The sequence below is a fragment of the Micromonospora sp. CNZ286 genome (assembly GCF_014207755.1).
In genome coordinates this window covers 2,667,457-2,683,878 of the sequence record NZ_JACHIZ010000001.1, presented here as the reverse complement: position 1 = coordinate 2,683,878, position 16,422 = coordinate 2,667,457, and the positions used below count along the sequence as shown (strand labels likewise).

Annotated in this window: 13 protein-coding genes; 3 read left to right on the top strand and 10 right to left on the bottom strand. The window is 74.6% G+C overall.

Annotated features, from left to right (window positions below; all coding sequences use genetic code 11):
- Positions 1 to 36 precede the first annotated feature (36 nt).
- Genes FHX31_RS12000 through FHX31_RS11990 form a run of 3 tightly spaced genes read right to left on the bottom strand, consistent with a single transcriptional unit; the run spans position 37 to position 3,856 of the window.
- The gene (locus tag FHX31_RS12000; protein WP_030268518.1) at positions 37 to 1,263 is read right to left on the bottom strand and encodes a cytochrome P450 family protein; all 1,227 of its coding nucleotides are present in this window, start codon (positions 1,261 to 1,263) and stop codon (positions 37 to 39) included.
- A complete protein-coding gene (locus tag FHX31_RS11995; RefSeq protein ID WP_013286778.1) occupies positions 1,260 to 1,580 on the bottom strand; it encodes a putative quinol monooxygenase in 321 nt (106 codons plus the stop codon). Before FHX31_RS11995 ends, FHX31_RS12000 begins: the two co-directional genes overlap by 4 nt.
- Positions 1,577 to 3,856 (bottom strand): FAD-dependent oxidoreductase, encoded by a 2,280-nt coding sequence (locus FHX31_RS11990; RefSeq protein ID WP_184976173.1) that lies wholly within the window; start codon positions 3,854 to 3,856, stop codon positions 1,577 to 1,579. Before FHX31_RS11990 ends, FHX31_RS11995 begins: the two co-directional genes overlap by 4 nt.
- A gap of 181 nt (positions 3,857 to 4,037) precedes the next feature.
- Here FHX31_RS11990 and FHX31_RS11985 point away from each other — a divergent pair, with 181 nt between their 5' ends.
- Positions 4,038 to 4,796 carry a class I SAM-dependent methyltransferase gene (locus tag FHX31_RS11985; RefSeq protein ID WP_013286780.1) on the top strand — a complete coding sequence of 253 codons (759 nt, stop codon included), beginning with the start codon at positions 4,038 to 4,040 and terminating at the stop codon, positions 4,794 to 4,796.
- A gap of 64 nt (positions 4,797 to 4,860) precedes the next feature.
- On the opposite strand, the gene FHX31_RS11980 is transcribed toward FHX31_RS11985, so the two are convergent.
- Positions 4,861 to 7,548: a helix-turn-helix transcriptional regulator gene (locus FHX31_RS11980; protein WP_486481669.1), complete on the bottom strand. Its 2,688-nt coding sequence runs from the start codon at positions 7,546 to 7,548 to the stop codon at positions 4,861 to 4,863.
- Positions 7,549 to 7,671: 123 nt separating this feature from the next.
- Positions 7,672 to 8,562 carry an alpha/beta hydrolase family protein gene (locus FHX31_RS11975; RefSeq protein ID WP_013476469.1) on the bottom strand — a complete coding sequence of 297 codons (891 nt, stop codon included), beginning with the start codon at positions 8,560 to 8,562 and terminating at the stop codon, positions 7,672 to 7,674.
- A gap of 140 nt (positions 8,563 to 8,702) precedes the next feature.
- Here FHX31_RS11975 and FHX31_RS11970 point away from each other — a divergent pair, with 140 nt between their 5' ends.
- On the top strand, positions 8,703 to 10,028 hold the full coding sequence (locus FHX31_RS11970) for an aminotransferase class V-fold PLP-dependent enzyme (RefSeq protein ID WP_184976165.1): 1,326 nt from the start codon (positions 8,703 to 8,705) through the stop codon (positions 10,026 to 10,028).
- A gap of 13 nt (positions 10,029 to 10,041) precedes the next feature.
- Here the strand turns inward: FHX31_RS11970 and FHX31_RS11965 are convergent, their stop codons facing one another.
- Together FHX31_RS11965 and FHX31_RS11960 are read right to left on the bottom strand one after the other, a co-directional pair.
- A complete protein-coding gene (locus FHX31_RS11965; RefSeq protein ID WP_013476467.1) occupies positions 10,042 to 10,260 on the bottom strand; it encodes a YwqG family protein in 219 nt (72 codons plus the stop codon).
- A gap of 50 nt (positions 10,261 to 10,310) precedes the next feature.
- Entirely contained in the window at positions 10,311 to 11,543 is a 1,233-nt protein-coding gene (locus tag FHX31_RS11960) for an RNA-guided endonuclease InsQ/TnpB family protein (protein WP_114920619.1), read from the bottom strand.
- Positions 11,544 to 11,577: 34 nt separating this feature from the next.
- Here FHX31_RS11960 and FHX31_RS11955 point away from each other — a divergent pair, with 34 nt between their 5' ends.
- Entirely contained in the window at positions 11,578 to 11,754 is a 177-nt protein-coding gene (locus FHX31_RS11955; RefSeq protein WP_225319553.1) for a hypothetical protein, read from the top strand.
- 288 nt (positions 11,755 to 12,042) lie between these two features.
- Here FHX31_RS11955 and FHX31_RS11950 read toward each other — a convergent pair whose 3' ends face one another.
- The 3 genes from FHX31_RS11950 to FHX31_RS11940 all read right to left on the bottom strand — a co-directional run bounded on the left by FHX31_RS11950 (position 12,043) and on the right by FHX31_RS11940 (position 16,279).
- Complete coding sequence (locus FHX31_RS11950) at positions 12,043 to 13,197, bottom strand: glycosyl hydrolase (protein ID WP_184976162.1); 1,155 nt, start codon at positions 13,195 to 13,197, stop codon at positions 12,043 to 12,045.
- Positions 13,191 to 15,059, bottom strand: a complete 1,869-nt coding sequence (locus FHX31_RS11945; RefSeq protein ID WP_184976160.1) for a glycosyltransferase family 2 protein — start codon at positions 15,057 to 15,059, stop codon at positions 13,191 to 13,193. Before FHX31_RS11945 ends, FHX31_RS11950 begins: the two co-directional genes overlap by 7 nt.
- 113 nt (positions 15,060 to 15,172) lie before the next feature.
- Complete coding sequence (locus tag FHX31_RS11940; RefSeq protein ID WP_184976157.1) at positions 15,173 to 16,279, bottom strand: glycosyltransferase family 39 protein; 1,107 nt, start codon at positions 16,277 to 16,279, stop codon at positions 15,173 to 15,175.
- Between the last annotated feature and the right edge of the window lie 143 nt (positions 16,280 to 16,422).

Genomic DNA, 16,422 nt, shown 5'->3' with positions numbered 1-16,422 from the left:
CTGCTCCTTGGTGGGTGGGTTCGGACGGCGGCGCCGTCACGCGGTGAAGGTGACAGGCAGTTCCAGCAGGCCGCGGAACGGCGAGGCGGCGGGGAGCCGGCGCACCTCGGCCAGCGGCACGCCGAGACGCAGTCCGGGCAGCCGGCGCAGCAGCGCGCCGAGCGCGAGTTCGGCCTCCATCCGGGCCAGTGAGACGCCCAGGCAGTAGTGGACGCCGTGACCGAACCCGAGGTGCGGGCCCCGCACCCGGCGCAGGTCCAGCCGGTCCGGGTCGGCGAAGTGCGCCGGGTCGTGGTTGGCCGCGTTGATCGCGACCCCGACGATCGCGCCGCGCGGGATGCGTACGTCCTGGTAGTCGACGTCCTCGGTGGCGATGCGCGGGCTGGCCACGGGCAGCGGCCCGTCGAAGCGCAACAGCTCCTCGATCGCGGCGGGCAGCAGACGCGGCGTGGCGCGCAGCAGTTCCATCTGCTCGGGGTGGGTCAGCAGGGCCAGTACGGCGTTGCCGAGGAAGTCGGCGGTGGTCTGGTGCCCGGCGAACAGCAGCAGGAACGTGGTGGTGACCAGTTCCGCCTCGGACAGCGTCCCGTCCTGGTCGACCGCCTTGATCAGCGCGCCGATGATGTCGTCGGCCGGGTCGTCGCGTTTGGCGCGGACCAGCCCGGCCAGGTAGTGGTGCAGCCGGAGCTGGGCCTCCTGCACCGCCGCCCGCTCCTCGGCGGGGGGCCGGCTGGTGGAGCCGGAGGTGCGGATGACCTGGGTCCAGTCGAGCACCCGGCCGTGGTCGGCGGGCGGCACGCCGAGCAGTTCGCAGATGACTGTCATCGGCAGCGGGATGGCGAAGTCGTGCATCAGGTCCGCCTCGCCGTGCGGCGCCATCTTGTCGATGAGCTGGTCGACGATCGACGCCACCCGGGGGCGCAGCGCCTCGATCCGCCGGGGCGCGAACGCCTGCGACACCACCCGGCGCAGCCGGGTGTGCTCCGGCGGGTCGGAGTTGAGCATGTTGCGGTTCAGACCCTCGGAGTTCGGGCCGAAGATCTTCAGGTAGTGCTGCTCCGGCCCGTACAGGTCCTTGGACAGGCGCGGGTCGGTCAGCGCGGTGCGGGCGTCGTCGAAGCGGGTGATGAGCCAGGAGTCGAAGCGCGGCGAGCCGACCGGGCAGACCGGCCGCTCGGCGCGCAGCCGGGCCAGGGTGGGGTACGGGTCGGCAGCGAACGCGTCGGTGTAGAGCTCGCTCGCCGGCACCACGTCGTCGGTCATCGCCCCTCCCCCGGCTCGCCGGTCACGCTGTGCAGCACCTGGTAGGTGTGCCGGTCGGCGGACTCCCGCAGCTCACGGATGATGCTCAGCAGCCGGTCCCGGTGCGAGCTGCGCCCGAACGCGTCGAGCCGCTCGCGGTCCGCCCAGTCGCTGATGATCAGATAGCTGCGCGGGTCGTCGGCGTCGCGGACCAGGTCCTGGTGCAGGCAGCCGTCCAGGGTGCGGATCTGTTCGGCGGCGGTGAGCCACTCCGCCTCGAAGCGCTCCTCGCAGCCCTCCCGGGTCCGCATCGACAGCACGGTCCGGACCCGGCTCACCGGGCGCTCCCGAACACCAGGTGCAGGTGCTTGCGCAGCGCGTCGGGGTCGACCGGCGCGCCCCGGAACCCGATGTGCCCGTCCGGGCGGATCAGGTACAGGCCGGTGCCGTCCAGCCCGTACGCGGCGCGGAAGCGGCGCTCGGCGTCGCGCACCACGGGCGGGTCGAGCAGTCGCGGTTCGTCGGCGTCCGGGTCGAGCAGCAGGTACGCCTCGACTTCCCCGCCGGCGAGCCGGCGCGCGTCGGCGCACAGGCCGGTGAACGCGGCCAACTGCCCCGCGTCGGCCGTGCGGTCGGCGTAGAGCAGCAGCGTGTGCCGGGTGCCCCGGGTCAGGTCGCGCAGCCGCAGCGGGTGGCCGACGCCGCGCCGGCGCAGCCCGTCGACGTCGGGCGCGATGTCGCCGGGGCGGGGCGCGTCACCGAGCGCGGCCGGGTCGGCGACGGTCTCCCCGACCAGCGGGCTGCCGGCGTAGCTGAGCAGCATGGACATCTCCTGGAGGAACTGCCGTTCCAGGTCGGCGCGGTCCACCTCCTCGGTGCCGGCCATCCGTACCGCCCGGCCGACGATCTCCTCGCCCTCCGGCCGCCGCTCGGTCTCGTAGCTGTCGAGCAGGCCGGGCGCGGCGAGACCGCGTACCGCCAGGGCGAGCTTCCAGGCGAGGTTCCAGGTGTCCTGGATGCCGGTGTTCATGCCCTGTCCACCGGCCGGCGGGTGCAGGTGGGCGGCGTCGCCGGCGACGAACACGCGGCCGTCGCGGTAGCGGTCGACGATGCCGTGGCTGATCCGGAACACCGACGACCAGCGCAGGTTGCTCGCCCGGGTGCCGGGCGGCGCCAGGCGGTCCAGCGCGGCCTGCACGTCCTCGATCGTCGGTTCGTCGAGTTCCTCGCTGAACCCGGGCGGGGCGTCGCGCCCGCCGGTCTGGGCGAAGAACCGGGGCGGGGCGAGGGTGGCGATGCGGTAGCGGTGCTCGCCGCGCAGTGGTACGCAGACGAGCATCCCGTCCATCTGCCCGTCGGTCATGTGCAGGAACCGCAGCAGGTGCCCGTCCGGCATGTCCCAGTCCACGTCGACGTCCACCAGCATGAACAGTTGCGGGAACCGGCCGAGCCCGCCGGTGAAGGTGAGCCCGAGCCGCTCCCGTACCCGGCTGTGCGCGCCGTCGGCGCCGACCAGGTACGCCGCGCGTACCGTCTCGGTGCCGCCGTCGGCGGTGCGGACTGTGGCGGTCACGCCGTCGGCGTCCTGGGTGAAGTCGACGAGTTCGGTGCCGCGCTGCGGGCGGACGCCGAGGGTGGCCAGCCGGGTGGTGAGGATCCGCTCGGTCTCGTACTGCGGCAGGCCGAGGTGGGCGTACGGCAGGCCGGGCAGTTCCCAGCTCATCCGGTGGGTCTGCTCGCCGTTGACGAAGACCGTGTTGCCGGTGAGCCAGATGCCGGCGTCCATGGCCTCGCGGACGACGCCCTGCTCCTCCCAGATCTCCATGGTGCGGCAGTGCACACCGATCGCCTTGTCGGCGTGGCCGGGCGGGGTGGCCTGCTTGTCGATCACCAGGCAATCGATGCCCCGCCGGGCCAGTTCGACGGCGGCGGTCAGCCCGGTGGGCCCCGCCCCGACGACGAGTACGTCTGTTGTCCTGTGCACGTCGGCCTCCCAGCCCGTGGTGGGTTGTCGGCGGCCGTCCGCGTCGGGCACGACGTGGAACAGCCGGCGCCGGATGTCGAGAAGGAACGGCGCGATCGGCCCGGCCTGCGCCGAGGCGTGGGCCGGGTCGCCGATCCAGGCGAGGAACGGCGCGGCGCCGTCCCACTCGGCGAAGATGTGGTGGATGTCCGAGCCGGGCTCCCGCAGCAGTTGTTCGCGGCGGTAGCCGGGTATCGCCGCCATCCGCCGGACCACCTCGGGGTAGCCGCTGTGGAACTCGGCAAGCCGGTCGAGCGGCACTGTCAGTTCGACGTCCACGTAGACCGGACCCGTCCCGTCCCCGGTCTCGCGCATCAGCGGGTAGCCGGGGTCGCCGTCCGGCTCGGTCAGCGGCCGGAGCAGGTCGGCCAGGCGGGCCGCCACCGGCCCCCGCCGGTACGCGCGCAGTGCCGCGTCGTCGGCCCACTCGGTGACGACGACGAAGCCGCGCGGGTCGAGGGCGTCGCGCAGCAGCTCGTGCCGCAGGTTGCCGGCCAGCGCGCCGAGCTGCCCGGCGACCGTCTCGAAGGCCGGCCCGACCGCGGGCTCGCAGCCGGTGCGCGCGCGCAGCCGGAGCATCGTCCTGATCATGCAGCCCCCTCGAACGGTGCCGTCGTCGTGCCGCGACCCTGCCGCAGCGCGCGTCACCCGCTCGTCACCGTCGACCCGCCGCACGTCCGGTCCCGGTGACGCCGCCGGGACGGCGGCGCTTATTGCAAAACTTTGGCAACAAGCCTCGACAGGTCCACCGGCGGTAACTATCGTGAGCGGCATGACTCCTTACGATTTGGATGTGCGGGCCTGGCAGGAGAGCTGGGACCGGCAGCAGGAGGCGTACCTGCCCGACCGGGAGCACCGCTTCGCGGCGATGCTCGACGCCGTCGAGGCGGTCGCCGGCGACCGGCCGCCACGCGTCCTCGACCTCGCGGGCGGCACCGGATCGATCAGCCTGCGCACGCTGGCCCGCCGGCCGGACGCCGAGGTGACGGTGCTCGACCTCGACCCGGTGCTGCTCACCCTCGCCGAGGCGGCGCTGGCCGGGCGGGCCACTGTGGTGACCGCCGACCTCAACCGGCCCGACTGGGCCGCCGCGCTGCCGCACCGCGACTACGACGCCGTGCTCACCGCGACCGCCCTGCACTGGCTCGACGGTCCGCGCCTCGCGCGGTTGTACGGCGAGATCCGCGACGTGCTGCGCCCCGGCGGGGTGTTCGTCAACGCCGACCACATGCCCGACGAGGGGATGCCGACGCTGACCGACCGGCTGCACACGCGGGCCGGCGAGCAGCGGGCGGCCCGGCACCGCGCGGGCGCGGCGCTGTCCTGGTCGGACTGGTGGGAGCAGGCGGCCGACGATCCGGTGCTCGGGCCGCTGGTGGAGAAGCGGCGGCAGATCTACCCGACCGGGCACAGCCCGGAGTGGAACCCGCCCGCGACCTGGCACCTGGACGCGCTGCGCGCGGCGGGCTTCACCGAGGCCGGCGTGCTCTGGCGCGGCGGCGCGGACGCCGCGGTGGCCGCACTGCGCTGACCCCGGCGGCGCAGCCGGCCCGGCGGCGACCGACGCCGCGCGGGCGCCCGAGGGCGGCGGGCGGTCAGGACAGCAGTCGGGCCAGTTCGGTACGCGAGCGCACGCCCAGCCGGTGGAAGACGTTGCGCAGATGGTGGTCGACGGTCCGGGTGGACAGGCACATGCGGGTGGCGATCTCCCGGTTGGTCGCCCCTTCCGCGACCAGCCGGGCGATGTGCAGTTGCTGCCCGGTCAGCAACTGCTCCGGGCCGTGCCGCACCGGCCCGACCGACTCCCCCGCCGCGCGCAGCTCCTCCCCCGCCCGGTCGGCCCAGACGGCGGCGCCGAGCAGGGTGAACGCCTCCCGGGCCCGGTGCAGGTGCGCGCGGGCGTCCCGCGGCCGGCGCCGGCGGCGCAGCTCGCGGCCGAACAGCAGCTCGGTGCGGGCGCGCTCGAACCGGTCGGTGTCGGCCGGGTGCAGCCGCAGCGCCGTGTGGAACTCCCGTTCGGCCTCCGGACCGCCGCGCGGCGCGAGCAGCGCCCGGCAGCGCGCGGCGAGCGCCCGCCGCGACGGGCTCGCCGTACTGCTGGCCCAGTGGTCGAACACGGCGAGCGCGGCGGCCGGCCGCCCGCCGTCGTGGGCGGCGGCCTCCACGAGGTACGGCGTGGCCATCACCTGGACCAGCACCTGCCCCCGGCCGGTGCGGGTACGGGCCAGCGCGGACAGCCGGGCCACCGCGTCGGCGTACCGGCCGTCGATCAGGTCCAGCACGCCGAGCGCCCAGCGGGCGTAGGCGTCCGGCCGGCTCCCCGGCGCGGCCCCGTCACCGATCTCGGCGATCCGGGCCAGCGCGGCGTCCCGGTCGGCGCGGACCGCGGCCAGCACGGCGAGGATGCCGAGGTGCACCTGGGCGCACACGTGCTGGCCCGTGGCGCGGGCCGCGCGCACGCCCTCGCGGGCGGTCTCCGCCGCGGCCTCGTGCCGGCCCAGCCAGTACTCGGCGACCGCCCGCAGCTCCAGCGCCCGGGGCAGCAGGGACAGCTCGCCGCGTGAGCGGGCCACCTCGGCCGCCCGGCCGGCGAGCCGGTGCGCGGGACCGTCCACTGCGACCAGCAGTGCGGCCGCGGCGGCGCAGACGAGCGCGCCGGGGGTGAGCGCGGGCCCGGTCAGCCGGCCGCCGAGGACGACGACCCGGCGCAGCGCCGGGCCGCCGCGCGCGTGGTCGCCGCGCAGCGTCGCCCCGACGCCCGAGGCGAACGTGGCCAGCAGGTCGAGCTCGGGCGGGTCGCCGGGCCGCCGCAGCGCCTCGGCCCGGCGGGCCACCTCGGCGTACCGGTACTGGTCGCCGGTGACGCAGATGGCCTCGCCGGCCCGGACCAGCGCCAGCAGCGCGGCCCGCCGGTCGGCCGGCGCGACCGCGTCGGCGGCGGCCAGCAGCGTGGCGACCGCGGCGGCGGGCGCGTCGCAGCGCAGCTGCATGTCGCCGCGGAGCAGGTCGGCCCGGCCCTCGGCGGGCGACGCGGCGGGCAGGCGTCGCAGCAGCCCTCGGGCCTGGTCCGGGTCGCCTGCTGTCCAGGCGCACCGCGCGGCCGCGACTGTCAGTTCGGCGGCGCGGCCGGGGTCGGGGCTCAGTTCGGCGGCGCGGCGCAGCACGACCGCGGCGGCGGCCCGGTCCGGCACCTCGTCGACAGCCGCGGTCAGCTCGGCGGCGAGCACGTCGGAGGGACAGTCGGCGGCGGTGGCGTGGCGCAGCGCCCGGCCCAGGGTGCCCTCGGCGAGCGTGCCGGCCAGCAGCAGGTGCGCCGCGCGCAGGTCGGCGAGCGGCGCGACGGCGGTGATCATCGTGCGGGCGAGCGGGTGCGGGAACGTCACCCCGCCCGGCCCGGTGCGCAGCAGTCCGGCGGCCTCGGCGGGGGCGAGCGCCTCGACGGTCAGCCCGGCCGCCCACGCGGCGCGGACCAGGGTGCCCGGGTCGTCTCCGGGATCGAGCGCGGCGAGCAGCACCATCCGCCGGGTCGGGACCGGCAGCCGGTCCAGGCGGGCCCGGTACGCGGCGGCGAGCGCGCCGTCCACGGGCGGCGCGTCGGGCAGCGGCGCCTCGCCCCGCCACTGGGCGGGGGTGAGCGTGCCGGCCAGGTCGGTCAGCGCCGCCGGGCTGCCCCGGCTGAGCGCGGCCAGTGCGGCGGCGACCGGCGCGGGTGGCCGCTCGCGGAGCCCGGCGAGCATCGCGTGGCACTCGTGGGCGTCCAACGGGCGCAGCCGGTGAGCGGGTACGCCGTCGACGGTGGCCGGTGCGGTCGCGGCCAGCAGCATCGCCACCGGCAGCCGACGCAGCCGGCGCGCCACCACGGCGAGCGTCCAGGCGCTCTGCGGATCGCCGGTGTCGAGGTCGTCCACCGTGCACAGCATCGGCCGGTCCGCGGCTACGGCGGCGAGCAGGGAGCGCACCGCCGCGGCCAGGGCCAGCCGCTGCTCGGCCGGGCACCCGTCGCCGCCCAGCGCCCGGCGCAGCAGCCGGCGTTGCCGCACCGGGAGTGCGGTGTCCGCGTCCAGCACCGGGTCGAGCAGGCGGTGCAGCCCGGCGTAGGGCAGTGTCGCCTCGTCGGCCAGGCCGCCGCCGGCGAGCACCGCGCGCTGCCCGGCCCACCTGCGGGCGTACGCCAGCAGCGCGCTGCGCCCGGAGCCGGGCGGCCCGTGGAACAGCAGGGCGCCGCCGTCGTCGCGGTCGAGGAGCCGGCGGATCGCGTCGCACTCGTCGTCCCGGCCCCGCAAGGCTATATGCACTGTCGATGCAGAAACCATGCATGCAGTGTCACAGATGGGCAACCCGTCGGAAAAGAGGCGGACACGCTCCCGGGGTGGCCGCCGTGGCGACCACCCCGGGAGCGGAGGGGATCAGGAGCTGGGGCAGGTGTTGCGGTACTCCTCGATCGCCGACCCGGTCGGACCGGGGCAGAGGAACTGCTCGTAGCGGGTGTCGTCGTCGACGAACCGCTTCAGCCACGCGACCGTCTGCTTCGCCGTCGGCGTGTTCACGGTCTGCGGGAAGAAGTGGCTCGCGCCGTTCAGCTCCAGGTACGCCTTCTCCGAGGACGCCGGGATGCTGTTGTAGAACGGGATCGAGTGGCTCGCCACCGGTGCCACGCTGTCGCTCTCGCCGCCGATGATGAGCGTCGGCACCCGTACGTCGGACCAGGTCTTGTCCAGGTTCCACGGTGCGAGCGGGACGGCGGCCTGCAACGACGGCCGGGCCGCCGCGGCCTCCAGGCTGCCGCCACCACCCATCGAGTGCCCGGCCACTGCCAGCCGGGAGGAGTCGATCCGGCCCCGGACCGAGCTGCGCTGGGTCAGGTAGTCCAGCGCGGCCAGGAGCTGGCGGCCCCGGCTGTCCGGCTGGTCCAGCCGCGTGTTGGTCTCGATGCCGATCACCACGAAGCCGTGCGAGGCGATCCGCGGCCCCAGCCAGCTCAGGCTGGACCACGAGGCGGTGTAGCCGGGCGAGATGGCGACCGCGCCGAAAGTGCCCTCGGCGGTGCTGGTCGGGTAGTAGATGACGCCGCCGCCGAAGCCGGTGACGCTCAACGAGGAGACGTTGATCGAGGAGGTGGCGAACGGCCCGCGACTGGCCTCCAGGATGGCGTTCGTGGGCGCCGGGCCGCGCTCGTAGGGGCTGGCCGCGTTCGCGGCGACCGGGACGGCGAGGGCGCCGCCGGTGGCGAGCAGTGCGGCCACGGCGAGGCGGGCCAGGGCACGGACGGGGGTACGGGAACGGATGGTGGTGGGCACGTCGGTCACTCCTTGCGCCGGAATTACATCGACATGCGTCAGCATCCGCGCCCGGACCGCCGACGCGCATCGGTGAAATCACCGGTCCCCCGGCACCGACGGTGACCCGGCCGTGACATGCACGGCGGACGATTGACCCCATGCATCCGACCCGACGGCGCCTGACCCGGCGGCACCTGCTCGGCGCCACAGCGGCGGCGGGCGTCACCGGCCTGGCCACCGGCTGCGACCCGGACCGCCCGGCGGCCGGGACCGCGGTGTCCGACGACGCGCCCGCCCTGGATCCGGCCAGTTGGGACAGCGTCCGCGCCCAGTTCGCGCTCGACCGCTCCCGGGCGCACCTGGCCACGTTCGTCTTCGCACCGCACCCGGCCCCGGTACGGGCCGCCGTGGCCACCCACCGCGCCGGCCTCGACCGGGACGCCTCCGGCTACCTGGCCGCGAACGAGGAACGGCTGGACCGGGCGGTGCTCGCCGCGGCGGCCGGGCACCTCGGCGCCCGCTCGGACCACATCGCGCTCACCGACTCCACGACCATGGGCCTCGGCCTGGTCTACAGCGCGATCCGCCTGCGACCGGGCGAGGAGGTGCTGACCACCGAGCACGACTTCTACGCCACCCACGAATCGCTGCGGCTGCGCGCCGCACGCGACGGGCTGACCGTACGCCGGGCCCGCCTCTACCGCGACGCGGCCACGGCCGGGGCGGACGAGATGGTCGCGGGCCTCACCGCGGCGCTCACGCCGCGTACCCGGGTGGTGGCGCTGACCTGGGTGCACTCCAGCACCGGCGTGAAGCTGCCGGTACGCCGGCTGGCCGAGGCGGTCCGCGAGCGCAGCCCGGAGGCGTTGCTCTGCCTCGACGCGGTGCACGGCTTCGGCGCCGACGCGTCCACACCGGAGCAGCTCGGCTGCGACGTGCTCGTCTCCGGCTGCCACAAGTGGCTGCTCGGGCCGCGCGGCACCGGCCTGGTCTGGGCCGCCGAGCGGGCGTGGGCCCGGATGACGCCGGTGATCCCCAGCTTCGACAGGCGCGGCATCGGTCGCTGGCTCGCCGGCGGCACCGGTGGGCAGCCCGTGCCACCGGGCCCGGCGCACACGCCCGGCGGCTACCACAGCTTCGAGCACCGCTGGGCGCTCGCCGACGCGTTCGCGTTCCACCGGCGCATCGGCCCGGCCCGGGTCGCCGGGCGCACCCGGGAACTCGCGGACCTCCTCAAGGAGGGGCTGGCCGGGATCCGGGGCGTCCGGCTGGTCACGCCGCGCGACGCCGACCTGTCCGCCGGGGTGGTCTGCTGCGAGGTGCCGGGCGTGCCGGCGGACCGGGCGGTGGACCGGCTGCGGTCGGCCGGCGTGATCGCCAGCAGCACGCCCTACCGGCCGTCGTACCTGCGCTTCGGCGCGACGATCGCGAACGGCGAGCAGGACGTGGAGGCGGCGCTGCGGGCGGTCCGCACGCTGGTCTGAGCCGCTCCGGCTGTCACTCGGTGAACTCGCAGAAGGACAGCACCCTGTCGAACCGCCGGGCGGCGAGGTCGTCGTGGCGGATCAGGAACCGCGCGTTGACGTACTCCTCGTCCGGTACGCCGAACTGGGCCAGCGGCACCCACTCGCGCATCACCCGCTGCTCCTCCTCGTACAGAGCCACCATCTGCTCCTGGCCGGGTAGCGACCTCGCCTGCCGCTCCCGCTCCATCATGATCACCTCGGGCGGGTCCTGCGCCGAGATGGTTTGACATCCTCTCCGCCCTAAGGGACGGAGATTCCCTCCACGCTGCGCGTGGAACACGCGGCGTCCGGGTGGGTTCCCGCTTCGTTGCGCGCCGCCGGGACGAGCCCCGGTCTTACGTGCGCTCCACGGGCGTTGAAGTCCGCCTGCCCGGCGGCCTTGACGTTCTTCGCGGCGTTCACGTCCCGATCGTGGGCTGCCCCGCAGGGGCAGTCCCACGCTCGGACGTTGAGCGCCATCTTCTCGTTGATCCGGCCACAGTCGGAGCACATGCGGGTGGACGGGAAGAACCGATCCACCCGGCCGAAGGTGCGTCCGTACCGGGCGGCCTTGTACTCCATCATGGCGGTGAAGCTGGCCCAGCCCGCGTCGTGCACGGACTTCGCGAGCCGCGTCCGGCCGAGACCGACGACGCACAGGTCCTCGACGTACACCGCTTGGTTCTCGCGGATGATCGCCGTGGACAGCTTGTGCTGCCAGTCCCGCCGCATGTCGGCCACCCGCCCGTGCGCCCGTGCGACCTTGACGACGGCCTTCTTGCGGTTGGCCGAGCCCTTCTGCTTGCGGGACAGGTCGTGTTGCAACCGCTTGAGCTTGCGCGCGGCCCGGCGCAGGAACGTCGGCGCCGCCACCTTCGTGCCGTCCGAGAGCACCGCGAAGTGGGTCAGGCCCAGGTCGATCCCGACCTCGGAGTCGACCGGCGGTAACGCCTCGTCCTCGCCCGTCTGCACGACGAACGACGCGAAGTACCGTCCGGCCGCATCCCGGATGATCGCCACCGATGACGGGTCTGAGGGCAGCGTCCGGGACCAGCGGACTGCGAGGTCGCCGATCTTCGGCAACCGCAGCCGGTCGTTGTCGAGGACCTTGAACCGGGAGTTCTTCGTGAAGCGGATGGCCTGCCGGTTGTCCTTGCGGGAGCGGAACCGGGGAGGTGCGACCTTGCGGCCCTTGCGCTTGCCCGTGATCGAGTTGAAGAAGTTGCGGTACGCGGTGTTCAGGTCCGCCAGTGCCTGCTGCAACACCACGGTGGAAACCTCTCCCAGCCACGCGCGTTCCGGCGTCGCCTTCGCCTCGGTGATCAGACGCCGGGACAGCTCCCCGTCGGAGATGTACTTCTCCCCCGCCTCCCGGGCCTGCTGACGCAGGCGCAGCCCGTCGTTAAACACAACCCGCGCGCACCCGAACGCCCGCGCCAGCTCGATCTGCTGGCCAGGCGTCGGGTACACGCGGTAGTTGTACCGGAGCTGCACACACCCAAGTGTACACAAGGTTACGATGGCGACTATGAGTGACACCCGCGAAAATGAGATCAGCGTCCGCGAGCTGCGCAAGACGCTCGCCGGAGCGCTCAACGGCGTCGCCGTCTACGGCAAGACCCTTTACGTGACCAACCACGGACGCCGGATCGCTGCCATCGTGCCGGTCCCCGTGGCCGAGCAGAACGAGCGGGCGCGAGGTTAAGGCACTGCTCGGGCCTTGGCGGCCCTCCCAGCGCGGGCCTTCCCCCGCCTGAAGGCCGGAGCACTGGCCCGCACTTCGGTAGCCGCCGATGAAGACGTCCTCCGGCAGCCACGACTGCCGCTCCGGCCAGAGCTGCTCGGCCAGCGCACTCATTGAGGTGCGGCATGTCGCGCAGCAGCCGGATCTGGGTGGCGCTGAGCCACTCCTCCGAGCGGTCCAGCCAGTCCGGCAGGTCCGCCTGGACGGCGGCGTACATCTCGTGCTCGGGGGGCGAGGAACGGCTCCAGGTCAGGGGCCTTCGCGTGGCCGCACCGCCGGTGACCAGGTCACGTCGTAGCGCTCGGCGGCCACCGCCTCGGCGAACGCGGTCGCCGCCGCCGGCGAGCCGGCGATGCGCCAGTCCTTCTCCTTGTCCACCTCGAACCAGATCAGCCCGATCAGGTTCGGATAGCGGGGCAGGGCGCGGAACGTGTCCCGGATCCACCGGGCCTTGTGCCCGGCCGCGTCGGCGGCGCCGGTCTCGGTGACCACGAGCGGCTTGCCGGTGACCTTGCGGATCTCCGCGATCGTCGGGCCGAAGATCTGGTCGAACGACCAGTACGTCTTGGTGAAGGCGCCGCTGCCGTAGTAGCCGGTGACACCGACCCAGTCGACGTACTCGTCGCCCGGGTAGAGGCCGGTGAGCCCGGCGGTCGTCTTGTCCCAGCGGGCGTTCGGGCTCCACACCCAGGTGACGTTCGTGGCGCCGGCCTCGGCGAAGACGTCGTGCACGTGCCGCCAGGCGCGGACGTAGTCGCCGGGGCGGTTGCCGTTGGCCCGCTCGCACCAGGGGTACCAGTCGCCGTTCATCTCGTGCGCGAAGCGGATCGCCACCGGGTAGCCCAGCGACCGGACGCCGTCGGCCCAGGAGCGCAGGTACGCGTCGAAGTCGCCGCGCGCGATCCGGGACAGCCGGTAGTCCGGCTGGGTGGCGCGCAGCCGGTCGATCTGCCTGTCGGTCAGCTCGGTGCGGCGGGCCGCCTTGTCGACCGTGTGGTCCCACGGCTCCCAGCCGAGCATCGGCATCATGCCCCGCTCGGCGATCCGGTCGAACAGGCTCCGGTCGAACGCGGCCGACGCCCAGTCCGCGCCGAAGAGCATCACCTGCGGCGACCGACCGGCCGCGTCGGCGAACCGGTCGACCGGCGCGAAGTCGTACGGTCCCTTGTCGGTCATCACCCCGAAGAACGCCTGCCCGGCCGGCGGGAACGGGCCGCCGCGCGGGCTCGGCACGACCGCCGCCGGCACGTCGGTGCTCGCCTGCGGCGTCGCCGGGGCGGGCCGCTGCACCGCGGCGTCGGTGCCCGGGTCGCGCCACGCGCCCGGCGCCACCACGAAGGCGTACGCGAGCAGCAGCACCCCGGCCAGCGCCAGGCCCATCCGGGGCAGCGTCGGCCTCAGCACGGCACACCACCCTCGGCCACGGTCCGGGGCACCACCTGGGGCTCCCGGGCCACGCCGGCGACCCGGTCCCGGCGCGCCCGCAGACTCTCCACCCAGGAGATCAACGGCGGCGCGAGCCCGGTCAGCAGCGTCAGCGCCGGCCAGACCCGCAGCAGCGGGTAGTCGTGGTCCAGCGCGAAGCTCGCCGCGAGCAGTCCGGCGGCGGCGAGCGCCCAGCACAGGTGCAGCCGGAACGTACGCGGCGACTCGACGGTGCGCAGCGCGCCCTTGGCGGTGACCACGAAGCCGAGTTTGCGGCGCAGCAGGGCGCCCACCGCCGCGGCCACGTAGACCGGTCCGGCGAACAGCGCGAGCGCCATGCCGGCCATGCCCACCTCCTCCCGCTCGTGCGGGGCGATGTTGAAGCGGCGCAGCCACAGCCAGAGCAGGAACCAGGTGCCGATGGTGGACCCCCACAGCGTCGCCCAGACCTGCGGGTCGAGGCGACCCGCGTCGACGCCGGTCAGCAGGTGCAGCGCGGTGGCCGCGTTACCCAGCAGCAGGCTCACCGCCACGCTCGGGTAGTAGAACTGGAGCAGCCGGTACTGCCAGCGACGACGGGACGGCAGGTCGCGCGGTGTGCGCAGCTCGCGCCGGAGCAGGATCTCGCAGATCCCGGCCGCCCAGCGCTTCTGCTGGTTGAAGTAGTCCGCCCAGGAGGTCGGTCCCTCGCCGAGCGCCACCACGTCCGGGGTGTAGACGCCCTTCCACCGGCTGCCGGTGGCCGGGTTGACGGCGGCGTGCACGCGGATGCTGGTGAGGTGGTCCTCGATGATCGAGTCCTGGTAGCCGCCGATGGTCCGCCAGGCCGCCGGCCGGTAGAGGTGCCCGGTGCCGGTCAGCAGCGGCGCGTCCAGGCCGTTGCCGCCACGGGCGATCAGCCCGTTGTAGAGGTACTGCTGCACCGAGGCGCCGTGGGCGACGAAGTTCTGGTGCATGTTGCCGTACACCTGGGGGGTCACCACGAACGCGACGTCCGGGTCGCGGAAGTAGCCGAGCGTGCGTTCCAGGAAGTTCGGCAGCGGCACGTGGTCCGGGTCGACGTTGGCGACCACGTCGTAGCGGTGCTCGTGCTCGGCCCGCCAGGCGTTGTGGTTGCCGGACTTGGTGCGGGCCCGGAACTCGCCGCCGGGCCGGTTGTACTCGGGCCGGCCCTTGCGGGTGAAGTGGCGTACGCCCAGCCGCGCGGCCATCGCCCGTACCGCCGGATCGTCGCCCTCGTCGAGGATCCACACGTCGACGTGCCCGCAGTAGACGATCTCCCGCAGCCGGCGCAGCGTCCGCTCGGCGACCTCGATCGGCTCCTTGCTCGGCACGATGGTGGTGAGCAGGGCGACCCGCAGGCCGACCGGCGGGTCGACAGGCACCGGATCCCGGGCGTGGAAGGCGAATACCCAGACCACCACGTTCTGCGCCAGGCGGATCAGCTCGACGCCGACGACGACGCAGAACGCGAGCCGGGCGGCGACTGTCTGCCAGCCGCCGAGCCCGACGACGCCGGGGCCGGGTACGTGCTGGGGCAGCAGCAGCCAGCCGACGAAGACCAGCCCGGCGGCGCTGTTGACGAGCACCAGCAACGTCAGCACCAGCCGCGCGGCGACCGAGGCGGTGGGCCGGAACTCGACCGCCGCGTCGGGGCGCCGGGGCGGGCGCAGCGGACCGGCGGTGGCGCCGCAGCGCGCGTACGCCAGGCGGGCGCGGACGTTGCGCTGCCGGCGGTCCGGATCGGCCGGCGTCCCGGGCGGGACGGGTGCGATCGGGCGGGCGCCCGGCGGCCCGGCCGTCGTGGCGCGGGACGGGCGAGTATCGGCGGCGACGGCCACGTTTCCCCCATGGTCTGCTTCCGGCTCAGGAGCCGACCGAATGCTAAGCCGACAATCAACCGCAAAAAGGGCGAATCAGGCAGACGTCGCCCGTTCGTCGACCGGTCACGCGGTCAGCCGGGAAGCTGGGCCGCCACGGCGAGCAGCGCGACGAGCACCAGCACGGCGACGACCCCGGCGGCACGCGCCCGGGACAGGGCCACCCCGCCGAGCACCGCCCAGGCCGGCACCGTGAACAGCAGGTTCACCGCCGACCAGACCGGCACTGCCTGCGCCAGCGCCAGCAGCCCGAGCGCCGGCACCAGCGCCCAGGCGGTGCAGATCGCGGCGGCGTACCGCAGCGGGAGGCTGAACAGGGCCAGCCCGGCCAGCACGCCGCCGAGCGCGGCGACGCCGAACAGGTCCCCGGGCGTGGCCGCGAGCACCGCGGCACCGGGACGGGCGCCGGACGCGAGGTGCCCGCCGCCACTCAGGCCGGAGGCGAGCAGCGCGGCGACCGGGAGCAGCCCGAGGGCCGCGGCGGCCAGCCACCGGAGAGCACAGCGGCGACGGAACGCCAGCACGACCCAGCCGTGGCCGGCGAGCAGCAGCAACGCCACCGGCTGGCACACGCCCAGCAGCAGCACCGCGCCCGCGTAGGGCACGAGCCGGCGCGCGCCCGGCCGGTCGAGCGCGGGCACCAGCAGCCAGGTGGCGAGCACGGCGGCGAACACCGCCAGGGCGTACGGCTGCGCCTCCTGCGCGTACCGGATCGAGGCCGGCAGCACCGCGAAGATCACGCCGGCGAGCAGGCCGGCGGCGGGCGTGGCGATCCGGGCGGCGAGCGCGCCGACGAGCGCCGCGGCACCGACCATGGCCAGCAGGGACGGTACGCGCAGCGCGAGGTCCGCCGCGCCGAACAGCGCCGCCCAGCCGCGCATGAGCAGGTGGTACGGCCCGAGCGCGAGGTCGTCGCCGGTCAGCGTGACGCCGATCCCCGGCCAGGGCGACGTGGCCGCGCGCCGGGTCGCGAGTTCTCCGGCGCTCGCCCCGGATTCCGTGATCCGCGCGGCGCCGAGCGCACCCATCAGGACCGCCGGCACCAGCCACGCCACGATCCGCCACCGGAGCACGCCGGTCGCGGCGCGGACGGTGACCCGGCGCGGCCGGTCCTCGCCCCACGGATCCTCGACCGTGGCGTCCCCGAGCCGGGGCAGGACCATCGTGTCCGCGTCCATCATCGTGACTCACGCATCCCTGTGGGTGCCGGCGACGGGGATCCAGCCGACCGGGCGGCGAGGCGCGATCCGCGCGTGGCGGGCGGCACCGGAAGCCCCGGGTCACGGGCTGGATGACACCCTGGAGCCTACTGAGTCAAAAACGG

What these genes read in the sequence shown, in the direction of transcription:
- FHX31_RS11965 (WP_013476467.1), bottom strand. Translation starts at nt 10,260, where the DNA reads ATGATGGAGCGGGAGCGGCAGGCGAGGTCGCTACCCGGCCAGGAGCAG.
- FHX31_RS11940 (WP_184976157.1), bottom strand. Translation starts at nt 16,279, where the DNA reads ATGATGGACGCGGACACGATGGTCCTGCCCCGGCTCGGGGACGCCACG.
- FHX31_RS11985 (WP_013286780.1), top strand. Translation starts at nt 4,038, where the DNA reads ATGACTCCTTACGATTTGGATGTGCGGGCCTGGCAGGAGAGCTGGGAC.
- FHX31_RS11990 (WP_184976173.1), bottom strand. Translation starts at nt 3,856, where the DNA reads ATGATCAGGACGATGCTCCGGCTGCGCGCGCGCACCGGCTGCGAGCCC.
- FHX31_RS12000 (WP_030268518.1), bottom strand. Translation starts at nt 1,263, where the DNA reads ATGACCGACGACGTGGTGCCGGCGAGCGAGCTCTACACCGACGCGTTC.
- FHX31_RS11955 (WP_225319553.1), top strand. Translation starts at nt 11,578, where the DNA reads ATGAGTGACACCCGCGAAAATGAGATCAGCGTCCGCGAGCTGCGCAAG.
- FHX31_RS11970 (WP_184976165.1), top strand. Translation starts at nt 8,703, where the DNA reads ATGCATCCGACCCGACGGCGCCTGACCCGGCGGCACCTGCTCGGCGCC.